Genomic DNA, 21,993 nt, shown 5'->3' on the forward strand with positions numbered 1-21,993 from the left:
AGCATTAAAAACTGAGGAGGTTGTGTTATGGCTACGGCAACAGAAACCGAAGGGGATATAGAACGCAAAGTACGTATCCAAGATGACAAGCTAGTAATCGAAAAATTGGTTATTGACGACCCTGAGATAGTAGGGTATGTCCGGACTATTGCACATGATATGGAAAAGACTATTGTGGAAGCATTACGACTTGGTATGCGTAGCCTACGAATAGCACAAACGGTAGGCGATGTAGAGATGGTAAAACGTGAATTCGAGTCCATGATTAGCGGAATAAGCACCAATGTTGACAAGGTACTCATGGAAGCAAAGGAGGCACTTGGAAAACGTCTAAGCGAATTCACGCGTGAGGAGCTTCAAAAATCGCTGCGCGACCATAGAGGCGAGCTTCAAACAGAGCTAGTAAGATTGTTCGGCCCTGAGTCAGCCGTCTCAGTACAAAAGCAGGTTGATAAGATGCTAGAGGCTCAAGGGAAAAATTACACCCAGGCCATAACCCAAGTTCTGGCAGACACTGAGAATCCCGAAAATCCATTTTTCAAGCTACGAAAGGACTTAAAGGATAAGGCGGACGAAGCTGTTAAAGAGGTCCGTTTGCTTCGTGATAAGGTGCTTGAGACAGTTGGCGAGGCAAAAGGCGCAGCTTTAGAACGAGAAAAGGGCACTGCAAAGGGTAGAACATACCAAGAGTACGTTTACGAAAGGGTCGAAGGTATAGCTAGAGTATTTGGCGATACAGCTGAATACGTGGCAGACCAACTCGGAGAAAAAGGCAAATCTCGCGCTGGTGATGTGCTAATCACGCTAAATCCCAGGGATACTGGCAATGCCGATATTAGGTCAGTAATCGAAGCGAAGAACCGAGGGACTACTGTTCCAGCTATTCTAAACGAGCTCGATGAAGCCATGGAGAATCGCCTTGCTGTTTCTGCAATAGCTGTGTTTAGTAAGACAGAATATGTGCCAACTGGTCTGAGAAGTTGGCGTGATTATCCAGGCTGTAAATACATATGTGTATTGACAGAGGACGAGTCTGATCCTTTCGCATTAGAGTTCAGTTACAGATGCGCACGCGTCGATGCTCTTCGCTCAGTAGAGATACCGGAACAGACAATCGACTTTGTCGCGGTACAGAACATGCTTAAGCAGGTGAGGGCAAGATTGAACGAATTTGCACAGATGCGAACAAAACTTACAGGGGCACAATCCGCCATTGGGGACGTGCAAACCCTTATCGACAATCATCAAAAAGCTATGCGTAGCGACCTCGACGAGATAGACCGGTTGCTCTCCAAATCACAACAGGCTAACGCATCAACTTAACCGCCGGACTAAATCTTTTATGTGCCTCCACCACACCCTCTTTGTTGGCATTCCATTATGCTCCCCAACAGTATAATCTAGTGCAGATAGAACAAGAGCTTGGTCATCCCTTGCTTCCTTCAAAGCTGAAAGTGCCTACCGGGCTGGCCTTACCATATCGTCGGTATTTCATAATGACACTTGCAGATGTATAATAATCCTAGATGACTTTATAGGAGGTGTACCTTGGCCAAAACGCGATCTGGGAAGAAGATTGTGCACGTTAAGGGCTATAAGAGGAAACCACCCGGAGGAGAAAGAAAAGTAAGACCGGTCAGAACACATCGCAAATCCACGCGAAGCGAGTAGTTACAATTTCCTAAAGCTGGCCAACTATAGGTTATCCACGAACCAATACTACTCTTATGCGCCCTCCGCTACCTTATCCTGTTTGTTGGCATTCAATTCCAGAACATGTAGATGTATAATTGTTCTTGAGTGATATGAATATTGGGGATGGGTTACAAGGAAGACACTAACCGCTTGGGGAAGTTGAAAATATGTTTGACATCAACAAATTTAAAAATCTGAACACAGGTAATATAAGATACGAACGGCAGCTTGGGAGGATGCATGCACTGAGCCTGGAAACGAAAAATACTGAAGACACGGTTGAAGAAGCTCTCGCAAACATTGGAAGCAGGAAATATTCATTTGTGATATATGGGGAACCTCAATGTGGCAAAACGGAGATGATGATTTCCCTGACGGCGAAATTATTGGACAATGGACATAAAATAATTATCGTACTACTTAATGATAACATTCAGTTATTGCAGCAGAACCTCGATAGATTCATTATCTCGGGTATTGATCCCGCACCGGTGGATATATCTGGAATTTTAACTGAGAATATCGGAGACAAAACTTGGGTAATATTCTGTAAGAAAAATATCAGAGATCTTAAGCAATTAATAGATAAATTAAGGAAAAAGTTCGGAAAGGTAATAATTGACGATGAGGCTGATTTTGCCTCGCCAAATGCAAAGGTAAATAAAAACGAAAGGACGGCGATTAATAATGCAATTTATGAGTTACTCGATTCAGATGGCATTTACATTGGCGTGACCGCGACTCCTGCACGGCTAGATATGAACAACACATTTGATAATATGACAGAAGACTGGATCTGCTTTGTTCCACATAAAGATTATGTGGGGAAAGAAACATTTTTCCCACTCGATTTTAAGCCTCAACAGCATTCTACCAATTTTCTTCGAGCAACAGGTGATGACCCAACTCATTTAAGGGAGGCTCTTCTGAATTTTTTGTGAACGTTGCCTATATTAACCTGTTTGATACCACCATTAGAGACCAATTGAAAGCAAATGGACAGGAAAACGCAAACTTCTCCTTCTTAATTCATACCAGTGGTAAGACTGTGGATCACAGAACTGATGAGGAACTCGTAAATAAAGTCATTGATACTTTATCAGATGACAACAACACGCAGTTTCCGATGTATGTAGAAGCCATGCACAGAATCGCCACAGACAAATATGGTATAGGAAAAGCTGATGATATAGTGAAATTTGTTATATTCAATATTCGCAGGAAGGTCACAGCAGTACTCAATGCTGAAAGCAAGCTACGAAAGAAGGTTCCTCTTGAACTAACAAATCCGCCGGTACTTTTTACGGTGGTCATTGGAGGCAATATTATCTCTCGAGGCATTACTTTCAATAATCTAATTGGTATGTTCTTTACGCGAGATGTGAAGCATAAGATGCAGCAGGACACTTATATTCAAAGAGCTAGAATGTTTGGAAATCGTGGTAAATATCTTAAGTATTTTGAGCTGTGGATACCAGAACAATTATATTTGGACTGGCATAGATGTTTTGTATATCACCAACTTTCATTAGAAGCAATAAAGGCAGACAAGAAAGCCCCTGTCTGGATATCGGACGATAGAATACGACCAGTAGCAGCGGGTAGTATTGACAAGAGGTCAGTGGTAACAGATAAAGGTGAAATGTGTTTTGCCAAGTTCACTCTCACTGAAGACCTAATAAAACTTATCGAAGACATGTCTTTGAGTGAAATAGACCGGTTGCAGAGGATATCTGATAATTATGGAGATAAAGTTCTTCCTCACTATGTGGTGAGCTTCATACAGATTAATGCATATCCAGGGAACGTAGCTCTTCACGGTATCCGTAAAGCGGAAAAACCAGAGTACGTTGATACTCTATATAGACCTAGGGGTATCTTGGGTGGCGGAGACACTGATAAATATCCTAATGCGGTGCATCATTTTTTGCTATACAAGAACACTCGAAACGAAGCCCGAATGGTATATAGATATGTCGGCAAGGTTCAGTTTCTGAGGAATCTTAAGAGAAGATTAAACTAAAATGTATGATTATACCTTCTTCCATGGTAGCGCTTTAGTCCGGCTCGCCCAAGACCCACGGACGCATGGCATAGAGCTACATCATGGAAACAATTGCTATCTTGTTAACAAGAACTCAGGTATATATCTAAAGCACAGTACGAAACGCATCTCTCCTTGGCATTTCACTTTCTTACCTGAGCATTTGAACGAAATTGCTAGCATCAAGAATGAGATCAAATTCCTATTTGTGGTGCTTATTTGTAACGATGATGGTATTTGTTGTTTGAACTTTCAAGAAATCGCTCAACTTATACTCGTAGGTAACATGGACCAGACTAAGTCAATTAGAGTTTCGCGTTCACTTCACGAAAAATATGCTGTTTCAGGGACTGATGGAAAATTAAAACACAAAATAGGTAACAGCGATTTTCCCCGGAAAGTTCTTGAAGCAGCATAAACGGTGAATTTCAATATCCATTATCCCTACCTATCCGACTCTTCTCAAGGACCTGCGCAGTGCCCCTTATTTCCTATGTCTCTACACCACATAGAATTCTAACTTATCAACCTATCCACAGGTGATGCCATCACATACCTCTTGAACACATCATCAACCCTTATAGAAATCCTTCAATCAAACGGTGTAAAGAAATAGCTAATTTCAGATAATGACTTAAACTAGTCAAAAGGTACGACGAATTGGTTTTCGCTTTGGAAGATTTTTTGGTGGGCGGTACTGGACTTGAACCGGTGACCTCTGCGATGTCAACGCAGCGCTCTAACCACTGAGCTAACCGCCCCTCACCATCGCATTTTATCAGCGCTTTTATAAGCAGTCAAGCTTACCCCATCTTGAATAAAGGGCTGGTCTCATCTATACTTTCACAAAACAGAAATATAAGAATAATCGGAGATTTTAATTGATTGGAGGGAAATATAATGGGTAAAAAGGAAGACGAGGCTAAGGAATATATCCTCAAAAGGACAAAGGAGCAAAACATCAAGTTCATACGGCTATGGTTCACCGACATTCTGGGCTTCCTGAAAAGTTTTTCCATAACTGCGGAGCAACTCGAAGAGGCATTGAAGGATGGCATGGGTTTCGACGGCTCTTCCATACAGGGCTTTGCCCGCATTGACGAAAGCGACATGATTGCCCTACCCGACCCCAACACTTACCAGACAATACCATGGCGACCCAGAGAGCAAGGGGTAGCGAGAATGTTCTGCGACATACACTGGCCTGGTGGGCAACCTTTTGAAGGCGACCCCCGGTACATATTAAGGAAAAACCTGAAGCGAGCCGCTGACCTGGGATACACCTTCTACGTTGGGCCGGAGCTGGAGTATTTCTACTTCAAGAATTCGGAGGGTACAGAATTTTTAGACCTGGGCGGCTATTTTGACCTGACACCACCAGAGGTAGCCACAGACATAAGAAGAGAAACGATTCTCTTCCTCGAAGAAATGGGCATCGATGTCGAGTATAGCCACCACGAAGTTGCCCCCAGCCAGCATGAAATAGACCTCCGTTACACCGATGCTTTGACCATGGCAGACAGTGTGATGACCTATCGTTTAGTGGTAAAGCAGGTAGCCCAACAGCATGGGGTTTACGCCACCTTCATGCCCAAACCGGTATTCGGCGTCACTGGCAGCGGCATGCATGTTCACATGTCTCTATTCAAAGGCAACCGGAATGCCTTCTTCGATAAGGATGCCCCAGACAATTTGTCAGAAACAGGCAGGAGTTTCACGGCTGGATTGCTGAAACATGTCCCAGAAATCACTTCAGTCTGTAATCAGTGGATAAATTCCTACAAGCGCCTCGTTCCGGGCTATGAAGCCCCATGTTACATCACCTGGGCTCGAAGAAATCGGGCAGACTTAATCCGACTTCCTCAGTATAAACCGGGAAGAGAAACCGACACCAGAATAGAACTCAGGTCCCCGGATCCGGCATGCAACCCATATCTCGCCTTCAGTGTCATGCTGGCTGCAGGACTCGAAGGAATTCAAAAAGGATACAAACTGCCACCACCTGTAGAGGAGAACGTCTTCGAAATGAGCCAGGAAGAACGCGAACAGAAAAAGATAAAAACATTGCCTGGCAGCTTGTACGAAGCTGTACAGCTTACTGAAAAGAGTCAACTTGTCAAAGAAGCTCTGGGTGACCATGCCCTAAATAGCTTTATCCAGAATAAAAAGGTAGAATGGGATAGATACCGGACATACGTAACTGATTACGAACTTAAGAATTATCTGCCAATCCTGTAGATGCGATTTTCAAAAATAAGATAGCACAGTATCCTTAATTTGAAGCGCTCTTTGAGGGCTTTGAGTTGCTTTGGGGGAAAAGTGCTCCAGCAGCAACTTCAATCAGGGAGCAACTTTAGTCTTGCCACCAGATTTCATGCTGCTAGTAAGCATAATCTGGACAACATTACCGCACTTTGGGCAGGTAATCTCAATAGTGACAGGCTGCCTCATTACCCGCTCCACAAGAGCTGTAACCACGGAGTCGATGTTATCCAGCCGCTTGTCTAACATCTCCAAACGCTTTTTAAATTGCTCCTGGTCCATAGTTGTCGTTTTCTTTTCAGTCTTTTCAGCCATTCTATCTCCCATCATGAAAAGAAAAGAGGAGAGGTCTTTGAAAATCCACTCCTCGATATTAAATCAACTTGCATGCCATTCCTTTCACAAGCTCTTCTCAGCTACTCCCATAGCTGACAAGTAATCCTTCTCAGCCTTTATTAAGCTGTCCACCTTAGCACCGACTGTTCCCTCCAAATATTTCCGGAAAGACTCACGAGCCCCCGGGGAACTCTGAAGCGACTCTTTAGCTCGTCCCCATTCCTCAGTAGTCAATTCAGCTATCCGATCTGGACTCAACGGGAAATCCCCCCCCATCAAATGCTCTACTTTATCAAGAACCCTGTTTGTGACCGCCCGCTTTAGGCGATCAAAGGAGAGAAATTCCTCATTTGCATAAGGCCTCGATGTCCACGTCTCATCTTGCATCTCACAAACCTCCGGGAGCATTATTACAAACCATTTCTATCGCCTATAATATGCCCCATCAACTACTGTGTCAAGTCCCTACGGGCTGCAAACGAGAGCAGAGATAAGGAAAAGTCCGCCCCCGTAGGAGGAGACTTGAATAATTCACCGAACCACTAACGAATAACATAAACCATCTGAACAGTGACTCGAATTTCCAGCTCACCAGGGCTAATGGGAGTAGGTGAAGGCGCCATGCCCTCAGCCTTCATTGCATAGTCTCTAACTACTATCGGTGGCACATACTGAGTGCCTTCAGAAATATATAGCAGCTTGCCCAACTTGATATTCGCCGCGTCAGCCATCTGTTTCGCCTTCGCTATGGCATCTGCTACTGCCTTAGCCCTTGCCTCTTTGTAGTAAGATGTCGGGTCATCAACAGTAAAACCTATATTATCAATCCGAGTCAAGTCACCACCAGCTTCAGCTACAGCATCGATGATAGACCCGGCTTTGTCCATTTGCCGTATTTTGGCAATCACTATATTTGTCACCCTATAGCCAATTATTATCTCCCTCTGCTCATCTTCGATCCACTTTCTCACTGGGTAGATGCTAAATCTCTGCGTTTGGATATCCTTTTCAGCCACACCATTAGCCTTAAGCGCCTTCATGACTCCATCCATAGCCTCAACCGCGTCTCGTTGTGCTTGTGCCACAGTTTTCGCTTCAGCCTCTATGCCGAGACTGAGTAAAACAACATCAGGTGTTGCCATTGTCTTGCCTTCACCAGTTACCCACAGGCCAACTTGTTGCTGGCTATAAATTACCCCAAAGGGGCCACCTAATTCCGGTGCTGTCACAGAAATAGCGGGTGGCGAGACCTGGGAACCCTCACCAACCACACAACCGCCAACCCCAATCAAAATCACAGCCAACATCACACTGGATAAAATCAACCAAACTTTCTTCATTTAAGCCTCCTTGAATATTGCTTGCAGTGCCTAATCCCCCTAACCTACAAAACCATCTGCATCACCCCACTACTATATAATATCATGTAGGCACTGATTACCACCATATATAACGGTAAACTAGACTCCTTAGTTTAGAATGGCAGAAAAAGCTGGCATAGATTATAATAATGCTAGCTTAGCTGCAACAAACCGATGAAATTTTTCCGCGATATCATTGCACCTATACTTGTCGGACTCGCTGTTTTCGCTCTTTTTCAAGCTACGGTTGGGAGTTTCAAAGTATATGGCTCATCCATGTTGCCAACCATCGAACAAGGCGAATATGTCATGGTCAGCAAAGCTACATACTTCTTTAATGCGCCACAACGTGGCGATATAATCGTCTTTCACTCGCCACAGGCCACTAACTCAGACCTTATCAAACGAATTGTTGCCGTGCCCGGCGACACCGTGGAAATCAAGGACAACGCAGTATTTGTAAACGATACTGCCTTAGTCGAACCTTACATCCGAGAGTCGCCACGCTACCTCATGCTACCTGAGGAGATTCCCGCTGGTCACTATTTTGTTCTCGGCGACAATCGCAACAACAGCTCCGATTCACACAGAGGTTGGACGGTACCTCAAGAAAACATCGTTGGCAAGGCATGGATAACCTACTGGCCACCATACAGATGGAGGCTAATAGAACATTATACGCTCAATGTAGGTACGCAAGCAGCCGAAGTCGGCAAACCCGTCCTGGCAATGAAAACACTATGTCCGACGAGATAATACAGATTTTCAAAGATGCCGGAGCCATACTAGAAGGGCATTTTCTGCTGACCTCAGGATTACACTCACCAGTCTACTGGGAGAAGTTCCGCGTTTTGCAGCACCCGCATTATACTGAAAAGCTATGCCGGCTCATTGCCAAGCACTTCAAGAAAGACAATGTCCAGGTGGTTGCCGGCCCGACCACGGGCGGCATCATCCTCGCCTTCGAAGTTGCCAGACAACTAGGCGTAAAGGGAATGTTCGCCGAGAAAGAAGGGGGGGCAAGGGCTTTTCGGCGTGGTTTTACCATCCATCCCGATGAACGCATCCTGATCGTGGACGACATACTGACTACCGGTAGCTCTATCGTTGAAGTAATGGAGGCTGTCAAAAAGCTTATGGGTATTATCGTCGGTATCGGCGTGCTCGTTGACCGAGCTGAGCAGCAGAAGGATTTCGGAGTGCCTCTTTTCAGCTGCCTCCGCTCTGCCACCGTAACTTACCCCCCTGCCGAATGCCCCTTATGTGCCTCTGGCATCCCTCTGGTCAAACCCGGCGGACAGACATAAGCTCACGCACTTTTCTTGACAGCTAAAAACGAAAAATCTAAAATGTCGACGCGCCGAGGTAGCTCAGTTGGTAGAGCAGCGGACTGAAAATCCGCGTGTCCCCAGTTCGACTCTGGGCCTCGGCACTTAAACTTTGAACTACTTAGTCCGCCTAGTTCACTTGTTCTCGCGACCTGCTTTACGTGCTATCCAAAACGACACCGCTTCCTTCTGTGCTTCAGGTGGCAGATGACGTGTCGTCAGCCAGTGAGTAAAACCTGCCGAACAAGGCAAGGCCACAGAATAAATCAACAAGGATACAGGCTCACCGAAAAACCAACAAAGCAATACCAGGGGAATAAACAACGCTACCCCAAACCAAACACTATTCTTTGTGGCAAAAAGCACTGCAATAGCTATGGCGGCAGAGATTACCATCTCTCTAGGGAGTAGAGCCAGGAGTACACCTATAACTACCGCCAGACCTCGCCCACCTCTGAAGCGTAAAAACACAGGCCAATTATGCCCGATAACAGCAGCTACACCAGCACCAAACACAACTAGTTCATGTCCGGAAAGGACTTTAGCCACTAATATAGCTAGCGCTCCCTTTCCTACATCGGCTATTAGGGTAGCTATACCAGCAACCAGCCCAGCATGGCGAAATACATTAAATGTTCCAACATTACGGTCGCCGACCTTGCGAACGTCAAGGCCGCTCAGTCTACCGATAATGTAAGCAAAGGGAATAGAACCCAAGAGATACGCCAGCACCAAGCTCAACACAATATCCATACCAGACTCAAATACCTCGTTTTACTAGGTTGCCACATTCTACCACACGAGACGGATAAAATCTCACCTGGTTAAACGCAGAGCATCTTAAACTAACGCGACATAGCAATTTTTTGCGGAGACAAAATGCGGTGATGAGTACCACAGCAAAACAGAAGGATAAAGGATAATTATCTAGCGTAAATTGAGCTTATGTGCCGTGAGATGTGTGTTGTCTGGCACCTTCTAACTTGCCGATTATATGAGCGGATGCCGCACCACCCTTCCTAGCAAAGCTAAATACAGACACTTTCTCCGGTGAAATAAGCAAAGGCTCCAACTTCCTCTGGGCTTCCTGACGCTCTGCACTGATCTGCCAGGTTTTCCAGGCGTCGGTATCAACCCAGGTGCTGATTACCAGCCACAGCGTGGGGTCATCTATAGAATGAAGCGTCTCACCAGAAATGTAGCCCGGCTGTCGCGTGGCCGCAGTTCTAAAGTCAATGAATAAAGCTTCCATCTCGGCAACTTTGTCCAGTCGACAATGTCTTTCAATGATAACTCGTATCATGCTCCGTCACCTCCTTCTTCTGTTCCAAGCTATATTAGCCAGCGCATCTTCTGGTATTGAGTTCCACCCTCCCAAAAACCCACCTCAAACTCTATTCTTGCAAAGGAAGCACCGACTCTTCAGCCATCCACTCATACCCCAAGGCAGCACGCCATTCAGCCAAGTCCAGTCTAAGTCCCTCGTAGTCCTTCTTGGCAGAATCGTAAAGCCTGGCATTCTCAAGGGCGATAGCACCAAGGTTAGCTACCGCACCCACGAAATACATGTCAGCATCGGTAAAATGACGTGGTTCGGCAGTATACACCCGCATAACCCCTATTACCTCCCCTCTTAGTAGCACTGGAACGCTAAGAATGGACGCAATCCCTTCCTCCCTAGCCTGTTTCCGATACTGAATCCTGTCATCCTCTGTGGCATTCAACACAGCTACTGGCCGACCTTCTAGCGCTTCAGCAATGCTCTTATCAGCAGATACTGGGCCTTTTCGGACATACCGGTCGCTCAATCCGTAAGCTGCGGTATGAAGCAACAGGCTCTTGTCTGGAGTGAGCAACATGAGTGCACATCCCTTAGCACCTAAAGCTTCAGCCAAGTTATGAAGAATGCTATGCAGTACATCTTCGGGGGTCCTGACCGAGTTTACTGCGGCTGCTACGTCGTAGAGGCTGTGGTAGTACCTCTGCTCTCGCTCGTCCATCATCCCACCTCCCATTACAGAGTCTATATTTCTATTATCTGCCGAAACCCACTGCATGTCAAGGTAGACCAGCAGGTCTTTATATCTGGTATAATACAAGGGTAAGAGAATCTTCTTTATTCTAGAGACTGCGCGATAAACATGAGCAATAGAGATTCAGGACCTGGGTTCGCAATCGGGCTTATCTTAGGCGTAGCCGTTGGTGTAGCTCTCGGGCTTCTTTTCACACCTCGAGCTGGAAAGGAAACAAGGGAACTGTTAAAGGACAAAGCAACCGACGTCTCCGAAAAGGCAAGGGAACTCACTGCTGACCGGGAAAAAGTGTACAAGGAAACCTGGAAGAAGCGTAGAGGGCAACCTAAAGTAAGCGATGCCTACTTCGAATAATGGCTTCAAGATTGAGTCCACCTAAAAGTTATTCCAACACAGTTATCTAGCTACCCGAGTCAAACTCTTCAAGATATTTGCAAACCTTTATCAAACGCTGATCTTTTGCTTCAATCCAGACATCTGACCACCAAACCCACAACCTTTGTTGCATGACCCAGATAACAATGGTAGAATTCCCGTGCAGCTAGTACGTAGATTTCTGGCCGAAGTGGCGGAATGGTAGACGCGGCAGTCTCAAAAACTGTTGAGGGGCAACTCTCGTGTCGGTTCGAATCCGACCTTCGGCACCAGGCTTATAAATGCCGAGTTGTGTAGTGGTAGCACAGGGGACTTTGGATCCCTTAGCCCAGGTTCGAATCCTGGCTCGGCAGCCAGCAAACCAGCACAAACTTCAGAACAAAACCACCAATAGAGAGCCAACAACAAATCAAGCGGAGGGCAAAAATGGAAAACGTCTTGGTCGTAGGTGCCGGTTTTATGGGCGCAGGCATTGGACAAGTGTGCGCTCAAGCAGGCTACCGGGTTCACCTGATGGACAATAAGGCTACAGCCCTGGACAAAGCAATGGGCGAGATCAAATGGTCATTGGACAAACTTGGAAGCAAGGGGCTACTCAAAGACCATCCTCAAAAAATCTTCGAACGCATATCGCCTGAGCAAGACCTGAGCAGCGCCACTAAGGCAACATGGATAATTGAAGCAGCACTGGAAATAGAAAACCTCAAAAAGCAGCTTTTTCAAGAGCTCGACCGATTGACTTCTTCGGAAACTCCGCTAGCCACCAACACCTCCACCATCCCCATTACCCGACTTGCCCGTGCAACACAGCACCCAGAAAGAGTACTCGGCCTCCACTTTTTCGGGCCTGTCCCTCTCATGGGCTTGGTCGAGGTAATCAAAGGGGAAAAGACCTCTCCTGCAGTATTCGAGCGAGGTGTGGCTTTTGTCAAGTCTCTAGGCAAGACCCCAGTCCGCGTACAAAAAGACATACCCAGCTTTGTAATGAACCGTATCTTCTCCGCCGCCTTTCGGGAAGCTGTAGACCTGGTGGCTGAAGGTATAACAACTCCAGAAGATGTGGATGTAGGTATGCGACTGGGTTACGGCTGGAATGCCGGCCCCTTCGAAATCGCCGACAACGCTGGCCTAGATACTTATGCCCTTATAGGACAAACCATGAAAGCCCTGGGGGAGGAAAACTTGATGCCCCGCTCCGACCTGATAGAGCGGATGGTAAAAGAGGGTCGCCTAGGCCGAAAAGCAGGGAAAGGGTTTTACCGCTATACGCCAGAGGGCAAACGCCTGCCATGGGAGAACAAAGGCAAAAGCAGTGCCTAAAGAAAATGTCAATAAACTGCCGTTCGAAAAAGAGCTGGAAGATCTAAGGCAACGAAGACATCAGGCCCTTCAGATGGGTGGACCTGATAAGGTTCAGCGCCAGCATCAGCAAGGGAAACTCACTGCTCGCGAGCGTATCGAGCTACTTTTGGACCCCGGCACCTTCCACGAATACGGCCTACTAGCAACCCATCAGAGCCACCGCGCCGAGATGGCTGACAGAATAACACCAGCAGATGGCGTCATCACAGGATTTGGTCGCATAGATGGGCGAAGGGCTGGCGTCATCGCCGAAGATTTCACCGTTCTAGGCGGGTCGGTGGGAATGACCCACGCTATGAAAAAGGTGCGCATGGTGTGGCTCGCCACTCAAGAACGAGTACCTCTCGTCTGGCTTCTCGATGGTGCTGGAGCTCGAGCTGAAGAGTTCATCGGAGAGGGTCTACCTGCTGTTTTCCATCACCTCATGATTGCCAGGATGTCCGGCATCGCCCCTCAAGTAGGTGTAGTACTGGGCCCATCCTCCGGAGACTCCTCTCTGGTGGGCAGCCTGCTGGAGTTTATCATCATGGTCAAAGGCACGGGGATGCTGGCAGCAGGTGGACCTCCTGTGGTGCTCACCGCCACCGGTGAAAAGATAAGCAAAGAGGAACTGGGCGGAGTCGAAGTTCATTGCGTGATTTCCGGCGTCGCAGACAATCCCGCTGAGGATGACAAAGATGCCTTGCTCATGGCTAAACGTTACCTCTCGTACCTCCCAAGCAACGCTTGGGAATACCCCCCATCAATTACCCCAGAAGACGACCCAGAAAGAAAAGATGACGAGCTACTGGAGATTCTACCAAGTAACCCCCGTCAGCCTTACGATATGAAACGTATCATCAATTGTGTTGTGGACAAAGGCAGCTTCTTCGAAATCAAACCGCTTTTTGCCCCCATGATGATAACAGGACTGGCTCGGATGAACGGCCACCCAGTGGGCATCGTGGCTAACCAACCGATGGTCTATGCTGGTGCCATCACAGCCAAAGCGGGTCAAAAAGAACGCCACTTCATCGACCTGTGCGCAGCCTATCATATCCCCTTAATCTTTTTAGTCGATGTCCCCGGCGTGATGACAGGGCCTGACTCAGAGCGGGAAGGAGCTTTGCGGTACGGTTTGGCTGTTGCTTATTCATTAGCCTGGGCAGACGTCCCCAAATTCACGGTGGTCATACGCAAGGCATTTGGCTTCGGAGGCTGTGCCATGTGTGGCTATGGAGCCGGACAAACGCTTACCCTCGCCTGGCCAACAGCCGATTTCGGTTCTCTGCCTTCAAGTGGTGGGGTGCTGGCAGCCTATGGCGCCGAGATAGCAAAATCAGAAAACCCTGAAGCTCTTCAGAAACAACTGGAGGAAGCCTATAAGAAATACTGCGGACCTTATCCCGCAGCCAGTATGTTCAATGTGGACGACGTTATAGATCCTCGTGAGACCAGGACAAGAATCACCCATGCCTTGGACCTGGCTCTAGGACGACGCTCTGCCCCACCCTCACCGGTGATGAGACACGGCGTGATGCCGTGATAAAATTTTCACACCGACTAGCTTATTGGAGCAAGCTTCGTGAACTCAAACTATTGCTGATCAATGAAGCTTAAGCATTCTTTTCGGCCAAGTCACCTGCCCAGGGCAGTTTAAATTTCTCACCCTGGTACGCCTTAATCATCAAAAGTATCCACAATACAACCGCGAGCACCCAGATAAGCCCATTAATCACCCAACCGATAATAGGTATCCACCCGATGACTATGCTAGCAAGGGTGAGAACGCCAAAGACAATGATAGACTGCAAGGCATGGAAACGGACAAACTTGTTCTCTTTCTCTATTAAAAAGAAAATGAGACCGCTTATCCAACCTAGAACATAACATAATAGTCCGGCAATATTCTCATCCAGTCCAGTTGAAGTTTTTGCCATTGCAATACACCCCCCTTTCTGTTTAAACCTGATTATTAAGGATACGCCTGCGACTTAGCCCGTGTCAACAGTTAACGGATAATATTCGTTACTGGCCTGGCTTCAAGATGAGCCTGTCAACAGCAGCTTGTTCCACTTGTTCCCGCGTCCAGAGCATAGGATGATATTTTATAGTGCGCCACATGTTAATCATATCATCATAATGTTTGCTATAGGGATGACCACTCTGGCCAGTGGTGTGGATAGTAACACTTTTTGATAAGTCACCCAGGTCAACAATCATGCGCATCGAGGGTGCCACTTTCACATCAAAGTTCCCCGAATCAGCAAACCAGACGGTGTTGTTCACGGTGTCTGTGCTGCCACCAACAGGGAACGGGCCGCGATTGACCATATTCTCAATTAGACCGATGCCACTCAGTCCCAGCGGATTGCTGACAAAGGTCGCCGTGTGCAGGTCGCCCCATCTCCATTTATTGCGGTCTTTGCCCAGCGCGGCTACAGTATCCGCATAAGCTTCACTGAAGCAGCGAACCAAAATATCATCGCGGGTTTCAACAACATCTTCCGTAGTGGCATCATCCCACCAAGCATCGTTGGGCTTCTCCATCAGCAAAAATGTAGCCCACATCTCCCTGTCTTCACCATACACTCTTATATCTTCGCTCAACTGGTCACAGAACAGGTTGTTCATCAAGCTTGCCCAGAATTCAGCATATAGCGCAGCCTGCGGGCTATCCATACCACACTGGTAATCCCACTTGAGCAGCCAGTCACGAGCTTCGGCTAACTCAGCATCATCAAACTTCAAGCCGGCCAGATATGGCATCAGCTCCTCGGCGCTGATTGACTTAGCGTCACCCTGAATAGTCTGAAAAGTGGAAATAGTATGCGGTGCTAGCTTTTCCATCAATTCGACAACACGCTGGCCGCGATAGCCGTAATTCCATTCACGGGTGATGGTGTAGTTCAGCCCCTCGCCCAATTCTTTCGCTAGCATGTCATAGTATTCTGGTGGGACTACAGCTTGATTGGCAGTAGCGATATAGCCCCGTTCCGGATTAAAGACGTGTGGCAGCTTATCATAGGGGATAAAGCCTTTCCACTCGAACTCATCCGTCCAGCCCGGAACCGGTACCAGCCCGCTATGATTCTTAGCCCGAATGGGAATGCGTCCCGGCATCTGGTAGCCGATGTTGCCTTTCACATCGGCATAAGGGAAGTTCTGCGAAGGAACATCGAAATAGCTCAAAGCATTGCGGAACTCTTCCCAGTTCGTCGCTCTATTTAAGGTTGAAATTGATTGAAGCACAGTGCACGGTTCCAGAGCCGTCCAGCGCAATGCCACCGGGTCTTCATTATTAAAGCCCAGTATGTTGCCCGTTTCCTTATCTACTTTGTTATCGTTAATGATAGGCCCGAGGTGCGTTTCACGAACTTTAATAGTGATTGGTTCTGCGCCATCCCCAAAATAGATGGTTTCCTCGCGTACTTTCATGTCACGCCATTTACCGTTCCACTCATATTGGAGTGGATTGTCCGGATTGACGCGGATGCGATACAAATCGAATACATCAGGATTGACATTGGTCATCCCCCAGGCGATAAAGTTGTTGTGCCCGATTACGATTCCCGGCGTAGCCGCGAATGTAAAGCCTACTATATCTAAAGGAGTTTCACCGCTGGTGGGGCAATAATGCAGGCCGATTTCATACCAGATAGATGGCATCATGATGGATAGATGCGGGTCATTGGCTAATATCGGCATACCGCTTTTGGTCATGCTGCCACTGTCCACCCAGTTATTGCTGCCAACACCTCGACTATTACCAAACACCAGACTCATCGAAGGCAATACTTCATCAGTAAGCAGGCTATCGGCATCAGCAAGTTGAGCCGTATTATCATCCTGAGTGCTTCCGGTTGACCCTCTGATAGGCAAGTCCTCTGGTAGAATAATGGTTGGTCTCTTACCGAAGGGCCATGGGGGCGTCAACCACTGGTCAGTCATCTCCTGGCCGTAAAGTTCGTAGAGCGTGGCACGGGTCCTCTCCTCATTCCTGCTGGGTCCCAAATCCCACGCCATCAGCTTGGGAAATACCAGCGTGTCAACAGGCGTCCATGGCTTGACTTCGACGTCAATACCTGTCAATCCAAACACACTATACGCCAGAGCCAGCTTGCTGGGGTCGCGGTTCATAATGTAAGCATTGACACCATCCGTAAAAGCTTGCAATTGAGCTAGAGCCTCACCATCACTGCGCTCCAACTCCTGCTCAGCTACACGCCGCCAGCCAAGGGTACGGAGAAAGATGTCTGTGCCCAGCAGAGCATCTTTCTTACCCACCAGCTCCTCGATGCTACCGCTACCAGTATGCCGGTAGAACTCCATCTGCCACCAGCGGTCTTGAGCTTGCGTATACCCTTGAGCGAAAAATAAGTCATGCATTGTCTTGGCATAAATGTGCGGGATACCCCACTCATCACACATAATCTCCACCGTATCCTGCAACCCAGCCACCTGCAGTTCCCCGCTATGCTGCGGCAGCGGTGCTCTGGTCATATTGTAGAACCAGCCATAGCCAAGCCCAATAGGAAGTATCAGGACAAACACGATAATCGGTACTACAATTTGAATAATCTTCTTAGAACGGCTCTTTTTCATCATTAACCTCCTTCTTAATAGCAGGTGTGCTTGACAAGCACAACCTGACTTTCATCGCTCATTTTAGTCCATTAGTCTCCCCATTACAATACCCCCATGTTAAAAACGGTCAAAAAATTTCTTTAGGTCCATTGCACCTAAAACCAAGAGCCAAATTCACAGGCTTATCATAAGACAGTAACCTTTTGACAAAGGCTTTATCCACAGCTAAAATGAACACGATTTCAGCGGGAGTAACTCAGTGGTAGAGTTCCTGCCTTCCAAGAAATTGCTGAATCCTTGAAGCTATAACCGCCTTGCTCAGATACAAAATTTGGGTCACTAGGCAGGAACCCCTCTTTTGGTGGGATTTTTGAGGTTTTTGTTAGTTGGTTTTTTACCATTCTCACATGCATTTTCCTCCTTATGTTGATTGATTCTATTATACGCCCGGAATAGTTCTGTTGCACCTTCCAGGCTTCTGTGTTGTTAATTTATATTTCGTATTTTTGATAGTGCGCTGGCCCAAATAGAGACATCATTCTTCAGGAATCATGGTTGTGCCAACAACTCTAATCATCCAACTCGTATTTTCTTTATCTGCGTTCTGGAAAGGCCAAGATTCAGACTCAACAAAGGTTCCATCAGCCTTCACATCCACTATCGTGGAATGCTCATTAGGTATGCTATCATCAGCTCCAATACCGATTCCCCAATTGCTTACACGACTCCCATAAACATTCACAAAGAACTTGCCACTAACCTCGACATTCGGTAGCTCCACCTCCATCCAAGTAGGATCATTTTTTGTAAATCCTTTACAGGTATCACATTGTTTAGGGAGTTGGATAAGGGGGTAAGTTGCACTATAAATTATATTCTTATTTTCATCAAGAATAGCAACCTTAAAACTCTGACCTTCCAGGCCAGACTCGGGAGCAATTCAGCCAGTTGGAGGTTGCTTAAGCTTAATAGCCCCATATATAAGCAATTTCTTAATGGTAAATGGATCCGATGGTGCTGAAAAATCAATGAAGTATCCAATTCTACTGCTCCAGGGAGAAGCCTCATAAAGCACTTGTCCTTTACCATCATCATATTTTAGCTCCATCTCTTTTGGCACAAGTCTAGGATTTACTGTTATGTTCGCGTTTAATTTCTCAACGGCGATGTTATACGTACCGGGTTTATCTTTTATTACGGAAAAAGTCGCTGCCTCGGTGGCACCTCGCCCCACCGTAATTTCTTTATTTTCCACCGCGGTTCCATCAACAGATAATATAGCTTTATAGACACCTTGGCTGCTGCCAGTATTTTTCACCCAGGCTGTAACATTTATATCATCACCAACTGTAACCACAGGCGGCGTTATGTCCAGCGATGTCACATTAACCCCTACTGAACAGGCTGGTAAGCATGCCAACAACATAGTTAACGTCGCCATACTTGCTATAAACATTTTTCCCATGTCAGTACCTCCGTTCCATCCACCATTTTATTTCCTACTTAAAAAACTGCTTCGTATCTACAGAATCGAGGTTGACTAGACTGTATCCCATCCAAATGGGCACAATTTTATCAGCGGCAGCCTCGACTGTTTTGAACGGCCCCACTATTCCGCTATTTCGTCCCCCTATAACATCGATTGCATAGTAACTACCATTTTGAATATATAAACCTACGAAATGTCCCCCCATAAGGGTAGGGTAAGCATGTAGCATGCAAGCCGCATAGTTTTGGTGATTCTCGAAATCGTCGTACTCATAACCATTCTGGAGCAGGCAATAAAGTTCAAACCCGGATGCTGAATAACATGCGGCCTTCTTTTCGTTAAAAACCTTTCTGGGTGAGATTATTTGTAGTTTCCCCATCAAAATCTCCGGAATTTTGCTCTCATATATGATGTTGTCCAAGATGTATCTGGCAATTAATGTAGGTGAGTTTAATCTACTGACAACAGTATCAAAATCTTGCCATTTCCCTGAGGTATATTTCTGAGATGTGGTTGTATTTTGCCAAGCATCGTGGATAAATTTATCAAGAGAAAAACCCTTCAATGGATTATTTACATCAAATTCTTGGTCGTACGCAATCCAGAGTAAGGCTTCCAGGGGAGTGCAGTATTTTCTTTTGTCTTTTACTCCTTCGCCGAGCATTGACTCGAAGGCAGACTTGTTATCTTGGTTCAGAGCCAAGCCTATTATGTCTTCAATCGCCTCCTTGCCCTTGTCGTCTACTTCTTGCAAATCAGGCAATTTAATTAATTCCTTGTACAACTCTGGATAAATTGAGTCTGGCTGTTCCTGTTGGCTGGTTTTGTCTGATACCACGATAAATCCAGGTAATGACCCGAGTTTTACACTATAAATACCAGCAGTATTTTTGGCAGTGGTGAAACTTAGCTTTTCTGTAGCACCTGGTGCCACTTTTATTTCTTTTGATTCAACTTGGCTGCCGTCAACCGTAAATGCTACCGACTGGCTGCCTGTAGCTTCCCCAGTATTGGTCACATCAACAGAGACTGTCATCGTTTGGCCTGGGGTGGCTATAAGCGGAGTAGGGTAAAGATTGGTCATGATGAGATTTGCGGGCTTAAGTACCTTGAATATACCCGATTGATCATTAACCTTAATGTTATATATCCCAGGCTTGTCTTTACTTACCGTGAACGAAATCGCCGCAGTTTTACGCGAACCTATTTCAATTACCTTCGTTTGAATACTGACCCCATCTAGCACCAGGGTTGCTGGATAAATACCTGACATGCCACTAGTATTTTTCACTTGAATTGTGATGGTTGCTGTATCTCCTGCGGCAACTTCTGGCGGTGTAACATTTAAGGATATTATCTCGAATGATGGCGGAGTCCCCTGACATGCGGGTAAGATAATAAGCATGGACATTAGTAACATCATAAGTAGCAAAAGACCTCTACCCATAAATACTCCTCCTATTGGTAAATTAAGGCGAGAATGCACAGATGAGAATATGATACTAAAGATACATCGAGAATTCAAGATGGTTTTAAGAATTATAAAAACAATATTTCTCGTAAATCACCTGATTTCATGTATCTAGAAGTATAGCAAGTAGCGGGATTAAAATTTATGCGAAGATGAGCTACGATTTGTAAACTTTTGCAAGCAGTTGGTAGGCCGTACAGGATTCGAACCTGTGACACCCTGATTAAAAGATACAAACCTATTGTACCTCCTGGTGTTTCCAAATAGCAATCAGTATCAAGCAATTTCCTATGCAGAAGTCAATTTGTATCTTGTGGTACTTTGTTGTGTCAGGCAGTTATAAACATTTCGTTAGCAAAAATGTTTGCAAAATGCAGAAATATTAAACGATTCGATGTTTTGTTATTGGACTATCAGCAGCTAGGAATGTCGACTGCTCCTCCTAAGATACTAAAAGGGAAAAATATGGCAAAATCGGAATGTAACCTGCTGATATTAATCTAACGTGGCAAGTTTGGGATGTAACCTGCTGATATCAATCTAACAGTTACAGAAGTTGTCCCATTCACTGTAAAGTTCGCCCTGGCAACCCCATTGGCGTTCTGAACTTTCCCCCCGGCGCTATACCTATAATTCCCGTTAGGTAGATAAGTTGAAATCGTTAGGATTTGGCTACTTGATTGCGCTGCACCAGCAACCGTGTCAATAAATTTACCTCCTGAATCATAAATACTTATGAAAGCTGATGCAGCACCAGGAACACTAAATACAACACGACTCTTCTCAAGCGGCCTACTAGTTGACGATGGTCCGGCACCAGAAGAAGGAACACCCATATAGACTGTAATAATATGTCGAGTAAAATCCGTACCAATAGAGCCTGCAGTGGGAGTTACAGTAACATAGCCAGTATAATTCCCGGCCCTAAGGCCACTACGATTTACGGAGACTGTGATCGTTGCGCTGCCCTTTCCGCCAGTCGGAGACACCATTATCCAACTCTGCATAGAGGAAACTTCCCAAAATACCGGAGGCCAACCACTTGTTATCCTAAATGTACGTTGTGTACTTGTTGAACCAAAATCAATTGACGAGGCAGAAACGCTTAGTGGGCCATATTTGAGACCTTTGTCACCGGACGTAAGTTCTGTTCGCAAAGTGTGGGGGGTAGTATCAACACAAATACCAGACCCAGAGCTTTCCTGGGCATAAACATGACCTCCAACCGCTAGTATCATTAGGAAAACAAGACTAAGACAAAACAACAACTTGAAGAATTTCAGGTTCATAACCACCTCCTTACAACCAGACAACATTCATTATTTATTGTCTCTATTTTATTATAAGGCGACTGCTCGCTCTTGTCAATAACCTTCAGAGAGAACTCTTTGTCACTTAATACTACACCTACTAATTCTCCCACCCACAACCGTCGGCTCTAACTCAAGCCTGTCCTTGCCCACCCACTGTCAACACCACTCCCATCACAACCCCACCCCGTCACTCGCTTCGCCTATCAGCACGGCACATCGCTTTCGCTTCGCTGGAAAGGCACGTGCCCAGTGCCTTACCACCCCACCTGTGCTGTCTGGCTACCCTTAAGCAGCGGCTTCCCACCGTGGCTCGCTTCGCTCGGTCAGCCCCTGCTCTTAACAGCTGCATCGCCTTCCC

General features: G+C 46.3%; 22 protein-coding genes and 4 tRNA genes. 13 read left to right on the top strand and 13 right to left on the bottom strand.

All coding sequences use genetic code 11. The features are described 5' to 3' along the window. Positions 1-27 precede the first annotated feature (27 nt). The 4 genes from FJ023_08340 (at position 28) to FJ023_08355 (ending at position 4,157) form a co-directional block, all read left to right on the top strand. Entirely contained in the window at positions 28-1,323 is a 1,296-nt protein-coding gene (locus FJ023_08340; protein ID MBM4447338.1) for a hypothetical protein, read from the top strand. 539 nt (positions 1,324-1,862) lie between these two features. Beyond that, entirely contained in the window at positions 1,863-2,636 is a 774-nt protein-coding gene (locus FJ023_08345) for an AAA family ATPase (GenBank protein ID MBM4447339.1), read from the top strand. Continuing rightward, entirely contained in the window at positions 2,633-3,718 is a 1,086-nt protein-coding gene (locus tag FJ023_08350; GenBank protein ID MBM4447340.1) for a hypothetical protein, read from the top strand. Before FJ023_08345 ends, FJ023_08350 begins: the two co-directional genes overlap by 4 nt. Position 3,719: 1 nt before the next feature. Then, complete coding sequence (locus tag FJ023_08355) at positions 3,720-4,157, top strand: hypothetical protein (GenBank protein ID MBM4447341.1); 438 nt, start codon at positions 3,720-3,722, stop codon at positions 4,155-4,157. Between the two features lie 267 nt (positions 4,158-4,424). Here FJ023_08355 and FJ023_08360 read toward each other — a convergent pair. Then, positions 4,425-4,500: transfer RNA gene (locus FJ023_08360), tRNA-Val, on the bottom strand. A 139-nt stretch (positions 4,501-4,639) separates the two neighbouring features. On the opposite strand from FJ023_08360, the gene FJ023_08365 reads away from it, so the two are divergent. Continuing rightward, on the top strand, positions 4,640-5,977 hold the full coding sequence (locus FJ023_08365; GenBank protein MBM4447342.1) for a glutamine synthetase: 1,338 nt from the start codon (positions 4,640-4,642) through the stop codon (positions 5,975-5,977). A 102-nt stretch (positions 5,978-6,079) separates the two neighbouring features. Here FJ023_08365 and FJ023_08370 read toward each other — a convergent pair whose 3' ends face one another. The 3 genes from FJ023_08370 to FJ023_08380 all read right to left on the bottom strand — a co-directional run bounded on the left by FJ023_08370 (position 6,080) and on the right by FJ023_08380 (position 7,677). Further along, positions 6,080-6,316, bottom strand: a complete 237-nt coding sequence (locus FJ023_08370) for a hypothetical protein (protein MBM4447343.1) — start codon at positions 6,314-6,316, stop codon at positions 6,080-6,082. Between the two features lie 84 nt (positions 6,317-6,400). After that, entirely contained in the window at positions 6,401-6,724 is a 324-nt protein-coding gene (locus tag FJ023_08375) for a hypothetical protein (GenBank protein MBM4447344.1), read from the bottom strand. A 155-nt stretch (positions 6,725-6,879) separates the two neighbouring features. Next, a complete protein-coding gene (locus tag FJ023_08380; GenBank protein ID MBM4447345.1) occupies positions 6,880-7,677 on the bottom strand; it encodes a DUF541 domain-containing protein in 798 nt (265 codons plus the stop codon). 195 nt (positions 7,678-7,872) lie between these two features. Between FJ023_08380 and lepB the strand changes: the two genes are divergently transcribed. The 3 genes from lepB (at position 7,873) to FJ023_08395 (ending at position 9,130) form a co-directional block, all read left to right on the top strand. After that, a complete protein-coding gene (gene lepB, locus FJ023_08385) occupies positions 7,873-8,454 on the top strand; it encodes a signal peptidase I (GenBank protein MBM4447346.1) in 582 nt (193 codons plus the stop codon). After that, positions 8,439-9,005 (top strand): orotate phosphoribosyltransferase, encoded by a 567-nt coding sequence (locus tag FJ023_08390; GenBank protein ID MBM4447347.1) that lies wholly within the window; start codon positions 8,439-8,441, stop codon positions 9,003-9,005. Before lepB ends, FJ023_08390 begins: the two co-directional genes overlap by 16 nt. 52 nt (positions 9,006-9,057) lie before the next feature. Continuing rightward, positions 9,058-9,130, top strand: a tRNA-Phe gene (locus tag FJ023_08395). A 31-nt stretch (positions 9,131-9,161) separates the two neighbouring features. On the opposite strand, the gene FJ023_08400 is transcribed toward FJ023_08395, so the two are convergent. The 3 genes from FJ023_08400 to FJ023_08410 all read right to left on the bottom strand — a co-directional run bounded on the left by FJ023_08400 (position 9,162) and on the right by FJ023_08410 (position 11,125). Further along, the gene (locus FJ023_08400) at positions 9,162-9,779 is read right to left on the bottom strand and encodes a glycerol-3-phosphate acyltransferase (protein MBM4447348.1); all 618 of its coding nucleotides are present in this window, start codon (positions 9,777-9,779) and stop codon (positions 9,162-9,164) included. Between the two features lie 190 nt (positions 9,780-9,969). Continuing rightward, positions 9,970-10,329: an antibiotic biosynthesis monooxygenase gene (locus FJ023_08405; GenBank protein ID MBM4447349.1), complete on the bottom strand. Its 360-nt coding sequence runs from the start codon at positions 10,327-10,329 to the stop codon at positions 9,970-9,972. A 91-nt stretch (positions 10,330-10,420) separates the two neighbouring features. Then, complete coding sequence (locus FJ023_08410) at positions 10,421-11,125, bottom strand: GAF domain-containing protein (GenBank protein ID MBM4447350.1); 705 nt, start codon at positions 11,123-11,125, stop codon at positions 10,421-10,423. Between the two features lie 42 nt (positions 11,126-11,167). Here FJ023_08410 and FJ023_08415 point away from each other — a divergent pair, with 42 nt between their 5' ends. The 5 genes from FJ023_08415 to FJ023_08435 all read left to right on the top strand — a co-directional run bounded on the left by FJ023_08415 (position 11,168) and on the right by FJ023_08435 (position 14,321). Continuing rightward, a complete protein-coding gene (locus FJ023_08415) occupies positions 11,168-11,413 on the top strand; it encodes a YtxH domain-containing protein (GenBank protein MBM4447351.1) in 246 nt (81 codons plus the stop codon). 205 nt (positions 11,414-11,618) lie between these two features. Further along, positions 11,619-11,706: transfer RNA gene (locus tag FJ023_08420), tRNA-Leu, on the top strand. A 10-nt stretch (positions 11,707-11,716) separates the two neighbouring features. After that, positions 11,717-11,790, top strand: a tRNA-Gln gene (locus FJ023_08425). A gap of 70 nt (positions 11,791-11,860) precedes the next feature. Further along, on the top strand, positions 11,861-12,754 hold the full coding sequence (locus FJ023_08430) for a 3-hydroxyacyl-CoA dehydrogenase family protein (GenBank protein MBM4447352.1): 894 nt from the start codon (positions 11,861-11,863) through the stop codon (positions 12,752-12,754). Next, positions 12,747-14,321 carry an acyl-CoA carboxylase subunit beta gene (locus FJ023_08435; GenBank protein ID MBM4447353.1) on the top strand — a complete coding sequence of 525 codons (1,575 nt, stop codon included), beginning with the start codon at positions 12,747-12,749 and terminating at the stop codon, positions 14,319-14,321. Before FJ023_08430 ends, FJ023_08435 begins: the two co-directional genes overlap by 8 nt. A 70-nt stretch (positions 14,322-14,391) precedes the next feature. Here FJ023_08435 and FJ023_08440 read toward each other — a convergent pair whose 3' ends face one another. The 6 genes from FJ023_08440 to FJ023_08465 form a co-directional block, all read right to left on the bottom strand. Continuing rightward, the gene (locus FJ023_08440; protein ID MBM4447354.1) at positions 14,392-14,715 is read right to left on the bottom strand and encodes a DUF4870 domain-containing protein; all 324 of its coding nucleotides are present in this window, start codon (positions 14,713-14,715) and stop codon (positions 14,392-14,394) included. A gap of 88 nt (positions 14,716-14,803) precedes the next feature. Then, positions 14,804-17,383 (bottom strand): penicillin acylase family protein, encoded by a 2,580-nt coding sequence (locus FJ023_08445; GenBank protein MBM4447355.1) that lies wholly within the window; start codon positions 17,381-17,383, stop codon positions 14,804-14,806. A gap of 514 nt (positions 17,384-17,897) precedes the next feature. Then, positions 17,898-18,143 (bottom strand): hypothetical protein, encoded by a 246-nt coding sequence (locus FJ023_08450; protein ID MBM4447356.1) that lies wholly within the window; start codon positions 18,141-18,143, stop codon positions 17,898-17,900. 159 nt (positions 18,144-18,302) lie between these two features. Continuing rightward, positions 18,303-18,827, bottom strand: a complete 525-nt coding sequence (locus FJ023_08455) for a hypothetical protein (protein ID MBM4447357.1) — start codon at positions 18,825-18,827, stop codon at positions 18,303-18,305. A 34-nt stretch (positions 18,828-18,861) separates the two neighbouring features. Next, the gene (locus tag FJ023_08460) at positions 18,862-20,298 is read right to left on the bottom strand and encodes a hypothetical protein (GenBank protein ID MBM4447358.1); all 1,437 of its coding nucleotides are present in this window, start codon (positions 20,296-20,298) and stop codon (positions 18,862-18,864) included. 524 nt (positions 20,299-20,822) lie between these two features. After that, the gene (locus tag FJ023_08465) at positions 20,823-21,611 is read right to left on the bottom strand and encodes a BACON domain-containing protein (GenBank protein ID MBM4447359.1); all 789 of its coding nucleotides are present in this window, start codon (positions 21,609-21,611) and stop codon (positions 20,823-20,825) included. Positions 21,612-21,993: the final 382 nt, after the last annotated feature.

The organism is Chloroflexota bacterium, from assembly GCA_016875875.1.
Lineage (GTDB): Bacteria > Chloroflexota > Dehalococcoidia > GIF9 > UBA5629 > 9FT-COMBO-48-23.